This window comes from Streptomyces sp. NPDC015171 (genome assembly GCF_043079545.1).
In the GTDB taxonomy this organism is placed as follows: domain Bacteria; phylum Actinomycetota; class Actinomycetes; order Streptomycetales; family Streptomycetaceae; genus Streptomyces.
In genome coordinates this window covers 66,106-82,554 of record NZ_JBIBUO010000011.1, presented here as the reverse complement: position 1 = coordinate 82,554, position 16,449 = coordinate 66,106, and the positions used below count along the sequence as shown (strand labels likewise).

Below are 16,449 nucleotides of genomic sequence, written 5' to 3'. Positions count from 1 at the left end.
CACCTCATCGGGGAGATGGTCCGTTTTCGTACGGCATCACCGGTGCGCGCCGATTGCCACTCTTCGGTGATCCTGGAGGGGTTTTCCCGTTACCTGTTCGAGGGTTCGGGCGGGCGGCTCACCGGTGACAGGGCCGAAGACAGTCGGGCGATCACATGAACCGGGGGCGGCGGGCGGGTTACCGGTTCGGGGGCGGCCCCTCGATCGGGCGGCCGAGCACGCCGGGGCGGCGCTGCCACGGGCGGGGCCCGGCGGGCGGCCGGTAGGCGACGCCGAGGGCGTCGAGCCGCCGGTAGTGGGCGGTCATCCGGCGCTCGAAGTCCGCGAAGTCCCGTTCCCCGGGGGCGGGCAGCGGGCTCCAGGCGACCTCGGCGAAGGCGGCGAGGCGCGGGAAGGCCTGGTAGTCCACGCGCGCGCTGTCCTCCATCGCCTCGGTCCACAGATTGGCCTGGGTGCCCAGCACCCGCCCCGCCTCCTCCTCGGTGAGCCCGGCGGGCACCGGCTCGAACCGGTAGACGTCCTCCAGGGTGCGCACGAAGCCGATCGGCACGGGCTCGTCCTCGCCCGGGGCCTGACGGTGGTCCAGGTACACGTACTGCTCGGGGCACATGACGACGTCGTGGCCGGCCCGCGCGGCGGCGATGCCGCCCCCGTAGCCGCGCCAGGAGGAGACGGCCGCGCCCGGCGCGAGCCCGCCCTCCAGGATCTCGTCCCAGCCGATCAGGCGGCGTCCGCGCGCGGCGAGCCAGGCGTCGAAGTGCCCGATGAACCAGGACTGCAGCTCCTCCTCGTCGGTGAGGCCGAGGTCCGCGATCCGCGTCTTGGCCGTCACCGACTCCGTCCACTGCTCCTTGCGGCATTCGTCGCCGCCGATGTGGACGAACCCCGAGAACCCCGGGGATCCCGGGGACTCGACCGCGTCCGCCGGGAACAGCTCCAGGACCTCCTCGAACACCCCTTCGTAGAAACGCAGGGTGGTGTCGGTGGGGGCCAGTACATTGGCGGAGATGCCCCAGGTGTCCCAGACGGAGAGGTCGGTGGTGTCGATGACGTCGGTGTTGCCGAGTTCGGGGTACGCGGCGATGGCGGCCTGCGAATGCCCGGGTACGTCGATCTCCGGGACGACGCTGATATGCCGCTCGGCGGCGTACGCGACGATCTCCCGGATGTCGTCCTGGGTGTAGTAACCGCCGTGCGGTTTCTCGTCCCACAGCGGTGAGGCCCGGTGACCGAATTTCGACCGCGTCCGCCAGGAGGCGATCTCGGTCAGTTTCGGATACCGCTCGATCTCGATCCGCCAGCCCTGGTCGTCCGTCAGATGGAAGTGCAGGACGTTGAGTTTGTGCGCGGCCATCAGGTCCAGATAGCGCAGCACGCCTTCCTTGGGCATGAAGTGCCGGGCGACGTCGAGGAGAAGGCCGCGCCAGCGGAACCGGGGGGCGTCCTCGATGGCCTGACAGGGCACGGCGAGCGCGGTGTCCCGCCGTACGGGGGCCCGGCGGAAGGCGTCGGGGCCGAGCAGCTGACGCAGGGTCTGCGCACCCCAGAACACTCCGGCGGGCCCGCCGCCGCGGATCTCGACACCCCGGCCCGCGGCGGCGTCGAGCCGGTACGCCTCGGGCTCCAGCGTGTCGTCCAGGAGCAGCCGCACGGAGTCGGGGGCGTCGCGCGGTCCGGGGCGCAGCGGCAGGCCGAGGGAGGCGCCGAGGGTGGCGCGCAGCCAGCGCTCGGTGCGGTCCGTGCCCGGGCCGGCCCACAGCGTGGTGCCCTGGCCGAGCGGCACGGCGGACCCTTGCGGCTTCCCTACGGCGCGCGGCGCCGGAATCAGTTCCACGACATCAGCCCCTCACCCATGGCGCGTTGCGCAGTGCGCAACGCGCTTTGCTTCATGCACAACGCATGCGCGACGTCTCGAAGGCTAGGCACCGCACCCGGGCGCCCACAAGAGGTCTGGACCACTTGGCGGCCGGAAAACACAGAGATCCCCGGGACGCGTCCAGAACGCGCCCCGGGGATCTCACCGCCGGGAGGGGGGACGGACCGGGGACCTACTTGCCGCCGCCCTTGCCGCCCTTGTCGCCGCCCTTGCCGTCGCCGCCGCTGCCCATGGATTCGTAGATCTCCTTGCACATCGGGCACACGGGGTACTTCTTCGGGTCGCGGCCCGGCACCCAGACCTTGCCGCACAGCGCCACGACGGGGGTGCCGTCGAGGGCGCTCGCCATGATCTTGTCCTTCTGGACGTAGTGGGCGAAGCGCTCGTGGTCACCGTCGCCGTGGGACACCTGCGGCGTCGGCTCTACGAGGGTCCCCGTACCAGTCCCGCGCTCGGGCTCGAGAGTGCTCATATCAGCAAGAGTAATCAACCGCCCGGAGGTCCGGGCTCCAGGCGTGCACAACGGTTCGCACCGGACGGCGGCCATTGTCCGCACCCGCGCCGCACCCGCGCTCGCGCTCGCGCCCGGCGGCGGTCGACCGGCATCAGTTGAGCGACGGGTCGTCCGGATACGTGGCCACCATCGCCAGTTCGTTGCGCTGGCGGCGCAGCACCTCGCGCCAGAGTCGCTCCGGGGCCGGCGAGGAGACGTCGCCCGGCTCGGACTCGACGACGTACCAGGCGCCCTCCACCAGCTCGTCCTCCAGCTGGCCCGGCCCCCAGCCGGCGTACCCGGCGAAGATCCGCAGGCTGCCGAGGGCGGAGGCGAGCAGTTCCGGCGGCGCCTCCAGGTCGACGAGGCCGATCGCGCCGTGCACCCGCCGCCAGCCGAGCGGCGCCCCGTCCTCGCTCGCGCCCCCGGGTATGACGGCGACGCCGAGCGCCGAGTCCAGCGAGACGGGTCCGCCCTGGAAGACGACGCCGGGCTCGCCGGCGAGATCGGCCCAGCCCTCCAGGATGTCTCCGACGACCACCGGGGTGGGGCGGTTGAGGACGACACCGAGGGAGCCCTCCTCGTCGTGGTCGAGAAGGAGCACCACCGCGCGGTCGAAGTTCGGGTCCGCCAGGGCGGGGGTGGCCACGAGCAGCCGCCCTGTGAGCGAGGACACCTCGGTCATGCCAGACATGATCCCGCATCTTCGCCCGGTGTGGGGACCCCATCGGAGGCGCGGGAGTGAACGCAGCTCAGGACGTACCGAGGCGGGACGGGCGCACGCCCCCGCGCCGGTGACCCCACGTGCCCGACAGGGAACGGTTCGTGTTGTGACACAGCTATGACGCGACTGGGTGGTCCTCGGGCTTACGGGCGGGGGGTGAACGGCGATTACCCTGTCTTCCCGGCCCCTGCGCACAGTGATCGGCCGGCCCCTGACCAACTCATCGGAACGCGAGATTCATGACCGTCAACGGCTCTGACGACGTACTGCTTGTCCACGGCGGAACCCCGCTGGAGGGCGAGATCCGTGTCCGCGGTGCGAAGAACCTCGTACCGAAGGCCATGGTCGCCGCCCTGCTGGGCAGCGGCCCCAGCCGACTGCGCAACGTTCCGGACATCCGTGACGTCCGGGTCGTCCGCGGCCTGCTCCAGCTGCACGGGGTGACGGTCCGTCCGGGCGAGGAGCCCGGCGAACTGGTGATGGACCCGACGCACGTCGAGAGCGCCAACGTGGCTGACATCGATGCCCACGCGGGTTCCAGCCGTATCCCGATCCTCTTCTGCGGTCCGCTGCTGCACCGTCTCGGCCACGCGTTCATCCCGGGCCTGGGCGGCTGCGACATCGGCGGCCGGCCCATCGACTTCCACTTCGACGTGCTGCGGCAGTTCGGCGCGACCATCGAGAAGCGGGCCGACGGCCAGTACCTGGAAGCGCCCCAGCGGCTGCGCGGCACGAAGATCCGGCTGCCCTACCCGTCCGTCGGCGCGACCGAGCAGGTGCTGCTGACGGCCGTACTGGCCGAGGGCGTCACCGAGTTGTCCAACGCGGCCGTGGAGCCGGAGATCGAGGACCTCATCTGCGTGCTGCAGAAGATGGGCGCGATCATCGCGATGGACACCGACCGCACGATCCGCATCACCGGTGTGGACAAGCTCGGCGGCTACACCCACCGCGCCCTCTCGGACCGGCTCGAGGCCGCGTCCTGGGCGTCGGCGGCCCTCGCGACCAGCGGCAACATCTATGTGCGCGGCGCCCAGCAGCGCTCGATGATGACGTTCCTGAACACCTATCGGAAGGTGGGCGGTGCGTTCGAGATCGACGACGAGGGCATCCGCTTCTGGCACCCCGGCGGCCAGCTGAAGTCCATCGCCCTGGAGACGGACGTGCACCCCGGCTTCCAGACGGACTGGCAGCAGCCGCTCGTGGTGGCCCTGACCCAGGCCACGGGCCTGTCCATCATCCACGAGACGGTGTACGAGTCCCGGCTCGGCTTCACCTCGGCGCTGAACCAGATGGGCGCGCACATCCAGCTCTACCGCGAGTGCCTGGGCGGCTCGGACTGCCGTTTCGGCCAGCGCAACTTCCTGCACTCCGCGGTCGTCTCCGGCCCGACCAAGCTGCAGGGTGCCGATCTGGTCATCCCCGACCTGCGCGGCGGCTTCTCGTACCTCATCGCGGCCCTCGCCGCGGAGGGCACGTCCCGTGTCCACGGCATCGAGCTCATCAACCGCGGCTACGAGAACTTCATGGAGAAGCTCGTGGAACTCGGCGCGAAGGTGGAACTCCCGGGCAAGGCCCTCGGCTGACCACCGCCCCGGCCCCTCCCCGGCCGGCCGGCACCACCGCCTGACCGCCGTTCCCCCGGCCGGAGCAACACCGCTCCCGGCCGGGGTCCGGTGCCGGAAGGGCGGGGAAACGGGCGGGGAACCCGGTGTGAAGGCCGCGCCGCCGGGGGCCGGGTCCGGCCGGCGGGGCCGAAAGGCCGCAGAACGCCGTACGACGAAGGGGCGGCCCTCCGGTGAAGGAGGGCCGCCCCTTTGGCGTCATCGCGCGTCAGAGCGCCTCGTACGCCGTCCCGTGGCGTACGAGCGGCAAGATCACTTGCCCTTGGCGGCTTCCTTGAGCTTGCTGCCCGCGGTGACCTTCACGCTGAAGCCGGCGGGGATGTTGATCGGCTCGCCGGTCTGCGGGTTGCGCGCGGTGCGAGCGGCACGGTGGGTGCGCTCGAAGGTCAGGAAGCCGGGGATGGTGACCTTCTCGTCGCCCTTGGCGACGATCTCGCCGACGGTCTCGGCGAACGCGGCCAGCACGGCGTCGGCGTCCTTGCGGGTCACCTCGGCGCGGTCGGCCAGCGCGGCCACCAGCTCACTGCGGTTCATGTTGTTACTCCCGTGTTTTTCTTGCCGTTGGGGTGTGCCACGCGGCGGAGCCGCCCGAGGCACTGCGATGCCGATGCGCTCGCGCCCAGGGACGCATCCTGCCCCTACCTGCGGCGGGAAAGCCAATCCGGCACCCGTAGGAGTCGTGAGAACACCCTGGGGAGTCACACGAAAAGCGCCGCTCGGCCGTCACCCTAGAGCGCACCGGGCATCTGGTGGTTCCACGACGCGCCGGTGCCAGGGGCCGCCGTGGTGATGCTCACAGCCCCTCGCACACTACGACACGCGTCGCTCAGGCCGTCGCGCCGGCCGCCTTGGCGGCCTCGCGGACCGCCCCGGCCACGGCGCCCGCGACCTTGTCGTTGAAGACGCTCGGGATGATGTAGTTCGGGTTCAGCTCGTCCTCGCTGACCACATCGGCGAGTGCCTTCGCGGCAGCGAGCATCATCTCGGTGTTCACCGTCCGGGACTGCGCGTCCAGCAGGCCGCGGAAGACACCCGGGAAGACCAGCACGTTGTTGATCTGGTTCGGGAAGTCGGAACGGCCCGTGGCCACGACGGCGGCCGTCTGCCGGGCGACCGCCGGGTCGACCTCGGGGTCCGGGTTCGCGAGCGCGAACACGATGGCGTCGTCGGCCATGGCGGCCACGTCGTCGCCGTCCAGCACGTTCGGGGCGGAGACGCCGATGAAGACGTCGGCGCCGCGCACGGCCTCCTTCAGGGTGCCGGTCAGCCCCTCGGGGTTGGTGTTGTCGGCGATCCAGCGCAGCGGCGAGTCGGCCGGGGCGTCCACCAGGTCCTCGCGGCCCGCGTGCACCACGCCGTGGATGTCGGCGACGACGGCGTTCTTCACACCGGCGGCCAGCAGCAGCTTGAGGATGGCCGTGCCCGCGGCGCCCGCGCCGGACATGACGACCCGGATGTTCTCGATCGCCTTGTTCGTGACGCGCAGGGCGTTCGTCAGCGCGGCGAGCACGACGATGGCCGTGCCGTGCTGGTCGTCGTGGAAGACCGGGATGTCGAGCGCCTCGCGCAGGCGGGCCTCGATCTCGAAGCAGCGCGGGGCGGAGATGTCCTCCAGGTTGATGCCCGCGAAGCCCGGGGCGATCGCCTTGACGATCTCCACGATCGCGTCGGTGTCCTGGGTGTCGAGGCAGAGCGGCCAGGCGTCGATGCCGGCGAACCGCTTGAAGAGGGCCGCCTTGCCCTCCATGACGGGCAGCGCGGCCTTGGGGCCGATGTTGCCGAGGCCCAGCACGGCGGAACCGTCGGTCACGACCGCGACCGAGTTGCGCTTGATGGTGAGGCGGCGGGCGTCCTCGGGGTTCTGCGCGATCGCCATGCAGACGCGGGCCACGCCCGGCGTGTAGATCATGGACAGGTCGTCACGGTTGCGGATGGGGTGCTTGGACTGCATCTCGATCTTGCCGCCGAGGTGCATGAGGAACGTACGGTCGGAGACCTTGCCGAGCGTGACGCCCTCGATGCCGCGCAGCTTCTCCACGATCTCGTCGGCGTGCGCGGTCGAGGAGGCCGCGATGGTGACGTCGATCCGGAGCTTCTCGTGGCCGGAGGCGGTGACGTCGAGGCCCGTCACCGAGCCCCCGGAGGACTCCACGGCGGTGGTGAGCTGCGAGACGGCGGTTCCGCTCGCGGGCACCTCCAGCCGGATCGTCATCGAGTAGGAGACGCTGGGCGCCGTTGCCATGGCCGACTTCCTCTGCTTTCACCGTGTCGCGAGTTGTGCCGTCCGATCGTCGCACCTACCGCCGAGTACGCGGTAGCCGCCCCGGATTGCGGACGTTTTGTTCACACCGGGTGCCCGCCAGGTGCGCAGTTTCGGAAAACTACTTCCACCATACGAGAATCGATCAGACGGGGGAAGGGGCCCGGGACACAAAGAAGGAGGCCCACGTCACATCCGTGACGTGGGCCTCCCACACGTTCATGACACCGACCCGCCATGCTCGCCTCGCGGCAAGTGGTCGCTCGTAGCGACGAAGGTTGGGCCCGGGGGCTTGGATCGGGCCGGTGCCACACCCAGGCTAACAAACGGATGCCGCAAGCCCATTCCCCCGGCGGGAGTTCCCGGGGTGTCAGTCCCTCAGCAGGTCCGCGACCCCCGCCGCGTCGGGGTCGTCCCGCTCCCCCGACACCACCGTCAGCTGCTGGGTGGCCCGGGTCAGCGCCACGTACAGCACGCGCAGGCCGGCCGGCGACTCGTCGGCGATCTCCGCGGGCGAGACGACGACCGTCGCGTCGTACTCCAGGCCCTTGGCCTCCAGGCTGCCGAGGGCCACCACCCGGTCGCCGAGCCCGGCCAGCCAGCGCCGGGCCTCCTCGCGCCGGTTCATCGCGACGACCACGCCGACCGTGCCGTCCACCAGGCCGAGCAGCCGCTCGGCCTCCGCCCGCACGGTCCGCTCCAGGGATTCCCGCACGACGGTGAACCGCGGCTCGACCCCGGTGGACCGTACGGCGGACGGCGCCTCGGAGCCGGGCATGGCGAGCGCGAGCACCTTGGCGGCCAGATCGGCGATCTCGGCCGGGTTGCGGTAGTTCACGGTGAGCTGGAAGCGGCGCCGGGGCCGGGTGCCGAGGGCCTCGTCGCGGGCCTCGGCCGCCTCGTCCGGGTCGGACCAGGAGGACTGGGCCGGGTCGCCGACCACCGTCCAGGTGGCGTGCCGGCCGCGGCGGCCCACCATGCGCCACTGCATCGGCGTGAGGTCCTGCGCCTCGTCCACGATGACGTGCGCGTACTCGGTGCGCTCCTGGGCCAGCCGCTCGGCCCGCTCCCGCTGCGACTCCTCGCGCACCGGCATCAGCTCCTCCAGACCGGTGAGGTGGTCCAGCGGGTCGAGTTCGCGCTTCTTGCGGGGCCGGGCGGGGGCACCGAGGATCGCCTGGAGCTCGTCGAGCATGGCGATGTCGTGCACCGAGTGGCCGTCCCGCCGCAGCGCGCGGGCGACCTTGCGGACCTCGCCGGGGTTGAGGATCCGCCGGGCCCAGCGGCCGAGCCGCCGCTCGTCCGCCATCGCGGTGAGCACGGCCTTCGGGGTCAGCTCGGGCCACCAGGCGTCGAGGAAGCCGATGAACGCGTCCTCGCCGGTGACGTCCTCGTCGAAGGACGAGCGCAGCTCGGCGGCCAGCTCCGGGTCGGTGTGCCGGGCGGTGGCGCCGGACTTCGCCCACAGGGCGTCCAGCAGCAGCTTGCGGGCGCGCGGGCGGAGCAGGTTGACGGGCGCGGTGCCGCCGAGGGCGGTACGGCGGACCCGTTCCAGCTCGCCCGCCTCCAGCTCGATCCGGCGCCCGAAGGCGACGACCCGGAGCCGGGAGGGCGGCCCGTCGAAGGCCGGCCGCTCGCTGTCCTCGTCCAGCGCGAGCTGCCCCGCCGGAGCGGCCGAGCCCATTTCCAGGGCGCCCCTCGCGGCCTTCCGCAGCACCTTCAGCATGCGGTACGAGCCCTTGGCGCGGGCCACGGCCGGGGAGTCGTACAGGGTGGCCTCGGCGCCGTCGACCAGCGAGCCGATCGCGCGGATGGCGACCTGGCCCTCCTCGCCGAGCGAGGGCAGCACGCCCTCGGTGTAGGCGACGAGCAGCGGGGTCGGCGAGACGATCAGGATGCCGCCCGCGTAGCGTCTGCGGTCCTGGTAGAGCAGGTAGGCGGCGCGGTGCAGGGCGACGGCGGTCTTGCCGGTGCCCGGCCCGCCCTCCACGTAGGTGATGGAGGCGGCGGGCGCCCGGATGACCATGTCCTGCTCGGCCTGGATGGACGAGACGATGTCCCGCATGGTGTGGCCGCGGGCCTGGCCGAGGGCGGCCATCAGGGCGCCGTCGCCGATGACCGGCAGCTCGCGGCCGTCGAGGAGGGCGGTCAGCTCGGGCCGCATCAGGTCGTCCTCGACGCCGAGCACGCGGCGCCCCTTGGAGCGGATGACCCGGCGCCGCACCACCCGTCCGGGCTCCACCGGGGTGGCCCGGTAGAACGGCGCGGCGGCGGGCGCGCGCCAGTCGATGACCAGCGGGGAGTAGTCCTCGTCGAGGACGCCGATCCGGCCGATGTGCAGGGTCTCGGCGATGTCGGCGGTGTTGTCCGCGCGCACCGAGCCCTCGGCGGGCTCCACCGCGGTGTAGGCCCCGTCGGGGCCCTTCTTCCCGTCCTTGCCGAGGAGCAGGTCGATCCGCCCGAAGAGGAAGTCCTCGAACTCGTTGTTGAGCCGATTGAGGTGGACACCGGCCCGGAAGACCTGGGCGTCCCGCTCGGCCAGCGCGCCCGGAGTACCGACCTGACCGCGCTGGGCCGCGTCGTGCATCAGGAACTCGGCCTCGTGGATCTTCTCCTCGAGTCGCCGGTACACCCGGTCCAGGTGTTCCTGTTCGACGCTGATCTCCCGGTCACGGACGGAATCGTGTGCGTCCTGTACCGAGCCGACCGCGGACTGCTGAACCTGAGCGGCCACCGGGCCCCCTTCTGACGTGCTGGGCAGCCGTCAACCGTACGCGAAGGGGGCCTCGCGAGGCTACGCGTCGACCTGCACCAGCTTCTTGCCCTCGAACGTCACCACCTCGAAGTGATCGATCTCGTCCGGCTGGAAGGCGGCGGCTCCGCCGATGTAGAGGGGGTTCTTCGCCCGCTCGGTCCTGGCGTCCGGGACGCCGTAGCCCCAGTCCGGCACGGACCACGAGGACATGGTCACGCGCTGGCCGTTCTTGGCGACGAGCACCAGGGAGCACTTGAGCGGGCCCTTGACGTTCTTCAGCTCCAGGACCGCCTGGGTGCCCCAGTCCTTCTGCGCCATGGCGACGGTCGCGCTGACCCGGGTCGACGCGTCGGTGGCGGACTTCTTGTCGGACATGGTCCGGAACGTCTCCTGGACCGGCGAGGCGGCGACCTGCTTGCCGCCGTCCGAGCCGCCGCTGACCGCCACCGCGGCCAGCGGGCCCGCGATGATCAGCGCGGCCGCCGCCGCGATCATGTAGAAGCTGCGCCGGCGCTTGAGGGCACGCCGGTCGGCGACCTCGTCCACCAGCTTCTCCGCCAGCCGCGGACTGGGCCTGGCGGAGAGCGACTCGCCGATCGCGGGCGTGCTGCCGGAGCCCGGCAGGTCCGCGAGCGCGGCCAGCATCGGCTCCATCCCGGCCAGTTCGTCCAGTTGCTGGGCGCACCACTCGCAGCCGGCCAGATGCGCCTCGAAAGCGGTCGCCTCGGCGTCGTCGAGGATCCCGAGGGCGTAGGCGCCGACGGTCTCGTGCTCGCTCGGCACCGAAGATCCCTGACTGGGGCTCATGGGCCCAGACATACCCGGACCCCCCTGTCCGAATCCCTGCATTCCCCCGTACCCGTTGCTCATCACGCCGTCACCCCCCGCTCCTCCAGTGCCAGCTTCATCGACCGCAGGGCGTAGAACACCCGGGAACGAACGGTTCCGCTCGGTATGCCCAGTGTTTCGGCCGCCTCGTTGACGGTACGCCCCTTGAAGTACGTCTCGACGAGCACCTCCCGGTGGGCCGGGGTCAGGTCGTCGAGCGCGTCCGACAGCGTCATCAGCCACAGCGCCTTGTCGATCTCGTCCTCCGCGGGGATGACCTCCAGCGGCGACGGATCGACCTCCTGCGGCCGGGCCTGCCGGCTGCGGTGGCCGTCGATGACGATGCGGCGTGCGACCGTCACCAGCCAGGGGCGTACCGATCCGGTCGCCCGATTGAGCTGACCGGCGTTCTTCCAGGCACGGATGAGCGTTTCCTGTACGACGTCCTCGGCGCGCTGCCGGTCACCGGCGACCAGGCGCAGGACATACGCGAGCAAAGGTCCGGCGTGCTCCCGATAGAGCGCACGCATCAACTCCTCATCAGGTTCCGAGGGCTGTTGTTGTGAGGACATGCGATGTCGGGCCCTCGCTCCACGTTCATTGGCCACGGCCGCATCCTTGCGCACGCCCACCTCCGGTGTCCGGGGGTTCCCCCAGTCGGTCGCTCGCCCACCCGTACGCAGCGGGGCCGCCCGGCGTTCAAACCGGAGTGACAGATTTCTTGGGAGTGACGTGACGAGCGGGACATGCGAGCACATTCCCACCGTGTGATCTTTACATTTCCGACACATCGCCGGAGGGGTCGCTCAATTCCCGTGTACGGGGCATCCAAACGCGGTGTTACGGAAATCACGCCCGCGACAGCGCGGCCCGCCGCCGGTGCCGGGCGACCCGCTCCCGGTTGCCGCACACCTCGCTGGAGCACCAGCGCCTGCGCCGCCCGCGGGACGTGTCGAGGTACACCAGGGGGCAGTTGTCCCCTTCGCACTCCCGCACGGCGGCCCGCGCGACGGGATCGGTGAGCAGCTCGACCGCGTCCCGGGCGACGAGGGCGAGCAGCGCGGCACGGTCCGGCGGGCCGGCCAACTCCCGTACGAGCAAGCCGTCGGCGCCGGGCACGGCGCGCGGCACCGGTGTCGCGCCGCGCGCCATCTCGTTGACCCGCTCCAGCGCCCGCCCGTACGCCGGTGCCGCCGCGCCCCGCATACCGCGCACCAACAGCCCGACGCACCCCCGCAGTTCCCGGAAGCCGGCCGGCCAGGACCCGTCGGCGTGGTCCAGCGGCGCACCGGCGGGGACGAGCCCGGCACCGCCGATCCACGCGCGCAACGCCGGGAGGCCGTCGAGCCGTTCGTCCGGATGCGCCGTGGCGAGCAGGTCGAGACACACCCGCCCGGCATCGAATCGCAGCTCGTACGGGGGCGTGGCGCTACCGAGTGCCATGTGCGAGTCACCGCCTGGGCAGGAAGCGAGCGAAAGCGTGCAGGGAGCCGTGCCGTCCCTCTCCTCCCACAGTGCCCGCCCGGAGGGGGCGCCGGAACCCCTCGTACCGGCTGCTGTTGGCGAACCGCAGTACGGCGAAGAGGAGAGCGGCACGATCCGCAGGGCGGGCGCGTGCAGGACGGCGGCGCCGCGCCGCCGGAGCAGGGCGCCCGGTTCGCCGGCCCGGCGCGCGGCGGTGACGCCCACGGTGAACCCGGCCAGCGGCCCGTGCCCGGACTGCCGCTCTTCGTCCTCCATGGGCTCTCCTGGCTGACCGGCACGCCGGTCGAGCCTGTCGACGGGCCGTGACGCGCTCGGTTCGGCCCGATGTCACCGGTGTGACGTCACCCTCGGCACGGCTGGTCCGGGCCTTCTCCCCGGAAGCGGATTCCCCGTCCGGAGGCCGCCCCGGCCGGCGGCGAAGGTGTACGACCGTCCGGCCGGTGAGCAGGCGGTGCGCGGCCCGGACCGGGCGCCTCAGCCGCGCAGCGCGGAGTCCAGGGCGCGGATGATCTCCCCCACGCGCCCGCCCCCGGACGGCGCCGCGGGGAGCCGGCCGAGCACGGCGGGGACCGCGGCGGGCGCGTGCCGCCCCGCCCAGTCGAGCGTCCGCGCACCGGCGTCCCGGTCGTCCCCCGCCGCCAGCTCCTCGGCGCGGGCCGCGTGCGCCGCCGCGCCGAGGATGTGTTTCACCTGGTGAGCGCTGGCCTTGGGATGCAGAAACGCGGCGGCTGCGGCGTGGCTCGCCGCGCGGGCCGCGTCGGCCGCGGCGGGGACGGCGGCTTCCCCCGCCGCCTTGTACGCCGCCCAGGCGCTCTGCCGCAGCGCCCCCGTGCGCCGGCCGCCCGCCGCGAAGGCGCGGGCCGCTTCGACGGCGTCGCGCGGGCGCGGATCGGCGGGCAGGCTCCGCTCGAAGAGCGCCAGCACCCTGCTCGCGCAGGCGGCCGCGTACCCCGTGATCTCCCGCAGCTCGTGCTCGTTCAGCTCGATCTGGTCCGGCTCGGTCGGCATGGCCCGATCCTGCCGGAGCCGGCTGGCGGACGCGAGGCCGTTTCCCTCGCCGCCGAGCGCGCGCCGGGCAAGACGAAGGCCCCGCGACTCGAAAGTCACAGGGCCTTTGCCCACATGGGTGAAGGAGGCCCGGGAGCCTCCCGATCGTGGAGATGGCGGGAATCGAACCCGCGTCCACCGGTGCAGAATCAGGGCTTCTCCGTGTGCAGTCCGCTGTGATTTTCTCGGCCCCGGCGATCACGCGAACAAGTCGCCGACGGGCCCAGTCACTGTTAGATTTCCCTCTTCACCCCGTGACCGGGATCAAGGTTTAGTTCCCTAGCTGATGCCAGGATCCGGGTCGGGAACAGCCCCGGGCTGACACTTCGCAAGTCGCTACTTAGGCAGCGAGGGCGAAGGAATCGCGCTTGGTGTTGGCGATTATTTTTTGCGACATATGGTTTACGAGATCATTGCCGCTTCCTCGACACGCTTCCCCTGCTTCGACAGCCGCTGTCGAAACCGATCATCCCCATGTTGTTTTTTCAATCCCCTCCGAGGAGGGGGCGCGCACCCGCTGTGGGGTGCAGTGCCATCGTACGTGACCAACGCACGACCGTGCCAGCTTATTCCCGGCGGCTCCGTCAGACGCCGCGCTGCCGGCGCTTGGCCGCCGCGATCGCGCGGTCCGAATCCCGCCGGTCCTGCTTCTCCCGCAGGGTCTGCCGCTTGTCGTACTCCTTCTTGCCCCGGGCCAGGGCGATCTCCGCCTTCGCGCGGCCGTCCTTGAAGTACAGGGCGAGGGGCACGATCGTGTGACCCGTCTCCTGCGACTTCGACTCCAGCTTGTCGATCTCCTCGCGGTGCAGGAGCAGCTTGCGCTTGCGGCGCACGGTGTGGTTGGTCCAGGTGCCCTGGCTGTACTCGGGGATGTGGGCGTTGTGCAGCCACGCCTCGTTCCCGTCGATCTGGACGAAGCCGTCCGTCAGCGAGGCACGCCCCTGGCGCAGCGACTTCACCTCCGTGCCGGTGAGCACCAGACCGGCCTCGTAGGTGTCGATGATCGCGTAGTCGTGCCGTGCCTTCTTGTTCTGCGCGACGATCTTGCGCTTGCCGTCCTTGGCCGCCTTCGCGGCCCCTCCGCCCTGCTTGGGCTGGGACTCCTTCGGTACGTACATTCCCTTGCTCATAGTGCCGACCATTTTCGCACCATGGAGGGGGTGGGAGGGAAGCGTATTAACCGGTCCTACGAGGGGTCGCCGAGGCCCGTGAGGACCGTCTCCGCCCGCTGCAGGGCGCTGGACCCCGCCTCCAGGTCGGGGGTGATGCCCCGGCCGTCGACCGTGTGCCCGGACGGGGTGCGGTAGTGGCCGACGGTCAGCTCGGCCACCGAGCCGTCGGGCAGCTTCGTCGGCATCTGGACGGAGCCCTTGCCGAAGGTGCGGGAGCCGATCACCACCGCGCGGCCCCGGTCCTGCAGGGCGCCGGTGAGCAGTTCGGCCGCGCTCATCGTGCCGCCGTCGACGAGGACGACCAGGGGGCGGGCGGTGTCGCCGCCCGGTGCGGCGTGCAGGGCGCGCTCGGCGCCGTCGACGTCGTAGGTGGCGACCAGGCCGCCGTCCAGGAAGGCGGAGGCGGTGTCCACCGCCTCGGTGACCAGGCCGCCGGAGTTGCCCCGCAGATCGAGGACGGTGCGGCCGTCGGCCGGGGCGGCACGCAGGGCCTCGCGGACCACGGCGGCGGAGCCCTTGGTGAACGCGGCGATCTTCAGGACGGTGAGGCCGTCGGGCTGCCGGCGCACGGTCACCGAGTCGGTGGAGAGCCGGGCCCGGTGCAGGGTCTCGGTCCACGCGCGCGTGCCGCGCTGCAGGCCGAGGGTGACCGGCGTACCGGCCCGGGCGTCGTCGGCGTCGCCGCGGAGCAGCGCGACCACCTCGGTGACCGGCCGGCCGTCGACCTCGCGCCCGTCGACGCTGCGCAGCCGGTCGCCGGTGCGGATCCCGGCGTCGGCGGCGGGCGAGCCCGGCTGCACCCGCGTGGCCTCGATCCGGCCGTCCGCGCTCTGCCGCGCCCAGAGTCCGACGCCGGTGTACCGGCCGTCGAGGGCGTCCTGGAACTCCTCGTACTCGCCCTCGGAGTAGACCGCGGCCCAGCGGTCCCCGCTGCGGCTGACGGCCCGCTCGGCGGCCTCCACCGGGGACTTGCCGTCGGCCATCGCCTCGGCGGCGGCCTTCTCGACGGCCTCGTGCCGGCTGACCGGGCCCACCGGTCGCGCGCCGGCCTTCGGCGCGGGCCCGTCGGCCTCCGGGAAGGAGCCGGTGGCGGCGCCGGCGATCAGTAAGCCGGCGAAGACCAATGTCAGGGCGGCCCCGTGGCGGATGCGGCGGGGCTGACAGAACAGGTCGCGGCCTGACATGGCGGTGAGTCTAGGGGAACGCGAAGGGCCGTACGGGCGGATGTCCGTACGGCCCTCTTGGCATGCGTCACACCTTCAGGTACTTGCGCAGCGCGAAGAACGCGGCCAGGGACGGCATCAGCACACTGGTGGCGAGGATCAGCGGCAGCTTGGTCAACACGGCGTCCCAGCCGACGAAGTTGATGAGCGTGAGCTTGTGGGAGAGGTCCATGCCGTGGTCGATGGTGAAGTACCGGCCGACCACGAGGGCCACGCAGGCGAGGCCGCCGCCGATCAGTCCGGCGACCGCGGCCTCGGCGATGAACGGCGCCTGGATGTAGAAGCCCGAGGCACCGACCAGGCGCATGATGCCGGTCTCGCGCCTGCGGCTGAAGGCGGAGACCCGCACGGTGTTGACGATCAGCAGCAGGGCGACGATCAGCATCATCGCCATCACGCCGAGCGCGCCGCGGTTCATCAGGTTCAGCAGCTGGAAGAGGTTGTCCAGGATGCCCTTCTGGTCCTGCACCGACTGCACGCCGTCCCGCCCGTTGAAGGCGGTCGCGATCACCTGGTACTTCTGCGGGTCCTTGAGCTTGATCCGGTACGACTCCTGCATCTGGTCGGGCGTCAGCGAGCCGGCCAGCGGGGAGTTGCCGAACTGCTCCTTGTAGTGCTTGTACGCCTCGTCCTGCGACTCGTAGGTCACGTTCTCGACGACCGGCATGTTCTTCAGGTCCGCGCGGATCTGCTTCTTCTGGTCCTCGGTGACCGCGCCCTTGGCGCAGTGCACATCGTTCTCCGCGTCGTGCTTGTTGCACAGGAAGATCGAGACGTTGACCTTGTCGTACCAGTAGCCCTTCATGGTGCTCACCTGGTCACTCATCAGCAGTGAGCCGCCGAACAGGGCCAGGGACAGGGCGACGGAGACGATGACGGCGAAGGTCATCGTCAGGTTGCGGCGGAGACCGACACCGATCTCCGACAGGACGAACTGGGCGCGCATGGCGGGTTCTTCAGG

The 16,449-nt window shown here is 71.4% G+C and carries 14 protein-coding genes and 1 other RNA gene; 1 reads left to right on the top strand and 14 read right to left on the bottom strand.

Annotation, left to right across the window (positions count from 1 at the left end):
• Positions 1–178: 178 nt before the first annotated feature.
• From ACF073_RS27560 to ACF073_RS27550, 3 genes are all read right to left on the bottom strand, one after another.
• Positions 179–1,834 carry a beta-N-acetylhexosaminidase gene (locus ACF073_RS27560; RefSeq protein WP_392074076.1) on the bottom strand — a complete coding sequence of 552 codons (1,656 nt, stop codon included), beginning with the start codon at positions 1,832–1,834 and terminating at the stop codon, positions 179–181.
• 214 nt (positions 1,835–2,048) lie between these two features.
• Positions 2,049–2,348: a DUF3039 domain-containing protein gene (locus ACF073_RS27555; protein ID WP_392074075.1), complete on the bottom strand. Its 300-nt coding sequence runs from the start codon at positions 2,346–2,348 to the stop codon at positions 2,049–2,051.
• Positions 2,349–2,481: 133 nt separating this feature from the next.
• Complete coding sequence (locus tag ACF073_RS27550) at positions 2,482–3,054, bottom strand: YqgE/AlgH family protein (RefSeq protein WP_392074074.1); 573 nt, start codon at positions 3,052–3,054, stop codon at positions 2,482–2,484.
• A gap of 278 nt (positions 3,055–3,332) precedes the next feature.
• Here ACF073_RS27550 and murA point away from each other — a divergent pair, with 278 nt between their 5' ends.
• Positions 3,333–4,679, top strand: coding sequence for a UDP-N-acetylglucosamine 1-carboxyvinyltransferase (gene murA / locus ACF073_RS27545; protein WP_392074073.1), 1,347 nt, complete (start codon positions 3,333–3,335; stop codon positions 4,677–4,679).
• Positions 4,680–4,970: 291 nt separating this feature from the next.
• Here the strand turns inward: murA and ACF073_RS27540 are convergent, their stop codons facing one another.
• From ACF073_RS27540 to ftsX, 11 genes are all read right to left on the bottom strand, one after another.
• Positions 4,971–5,252, bottom strand: a complete 282-nt coding sequence (locus ACF073_RS27540; protein WP_014673024.1) for an HU family DNA-binding protein — start codon at positions 5,250–5,252, stop codon at positions 4,971–4,973.
• 292 nt (positions 5,253–5,544) lie between these two features.
• On the bottom strand, positions 5,545–6,960 hold the full coding sequence (locus ACF073_RS27535; protein WP_392074072.1) for an NAD-dependent malic enzyme: 1,416 nt from the start codon (positions 6,958–6,960) through the stop codon (positions 5,545–5,547).
• Positions 6,961–7,348: 388 nt separating this feature from the next.
• Positions 7,349–9,712 carry a HelD family protein gene (locus tag ACF073_RS27530; protein WP_392074071.1) on the bottom strand — a complete coding sequence of 788 codons (2,364 nt, stop codon included), beginning with the start codon at positions 9,710–9,712 and terminating at the stop codon, positions 7,349–7,351.
• A 60-nt stretch (positions 9,713–9,772) separates the two neighbouring features.
• Complete coding sequence (locus tag ACF073_RS27525; protein WP_392074070.1) at positions 9,773–10,540, bottom strand: anti-sigma factor family protein; 768 nt, start codon at positions 10,538–10,540, stop codon at positions 9,773–9,775.
• A 62-nt stretch (positions 10,541–10,602) separates the two neighbouring features.
• The gene (locus tag ACF073_RS27520; protein ID WP_392074069.1) at positions 10,603–11,193 is read right to left on the bottom strand and encodes a sigma-70 family RNA polymerase sigma factor; all 591 of its coding nucleotides are present in this window, start codon (positions 11,191–11,193) and stop codon (positions 10,603–10,605) included.
• A gap of 217 nt (positions 11,194–11,410) precedes the next feature.
• Positions 11,411–12,004, bottom strand: a complete 594-nt coding sequence (locus ACF073_RS27515; protein WP_392074299.1) for a CGNR zinc finger domain-containing protein — start codon at positions 12,002–12,004, stop codon at positions 11,411–11,413.
• Positions 12,005–12,520: 516 nt separating this feature from the next.
• Complete coding sequence (locus ACF073_RS27510; RefSeq protein WP_392074068.1) at positions 12,521–13,054, bottom strand: putative immunity protein; 534 nt, start codon at positions 13,052–13,054, stop codon at positions 12,521–12,523.
• A gap of 144 nt (positions 13,055–13,198) precedes the next feature.
• Positions 13,199–13,567, bottom strand: a transfer-messenger RNA (tmRNA) gene (ssrA, locus tag ACF073_RS27505).
• 110 nt (positions 13,568–13,677) lie between these two features.
• Entirely contained in the window at positions 13,678–14,223 is a 546-nt protein-coding gene (smpB, locus tag ACF073_RS27500) for an SsrA-binding protein SmpB (protein WP_392074067.1), read from the bottom strand.
• Between the two features lie 56 nt (positions 14,224–14,279).
• Complete coding sequence (locus tag ACF073_RS27495) at positions 14,280–15,449, bottom strand: S41 family peptidase (protein ID WP_392074066.1); 1,170 nt, start codon at positions 15,447–15,449, stop codon at positions 14,280–14,282.
• A gap of 67 nt (positions 15,450–15,516) precedes the next feature.
• Entirely contained in the window at positions 15,517–16,434 is a 918-nt protein-coding gene (gene ftsX / locus ACF073_RS27490; RefSeq protein ID WP_392074065.1) for a permease-like cell division protein FtsX, read from the bottom strand.
• Positions 16,435–16,449 lie beyond the last annotated feature (15 nt).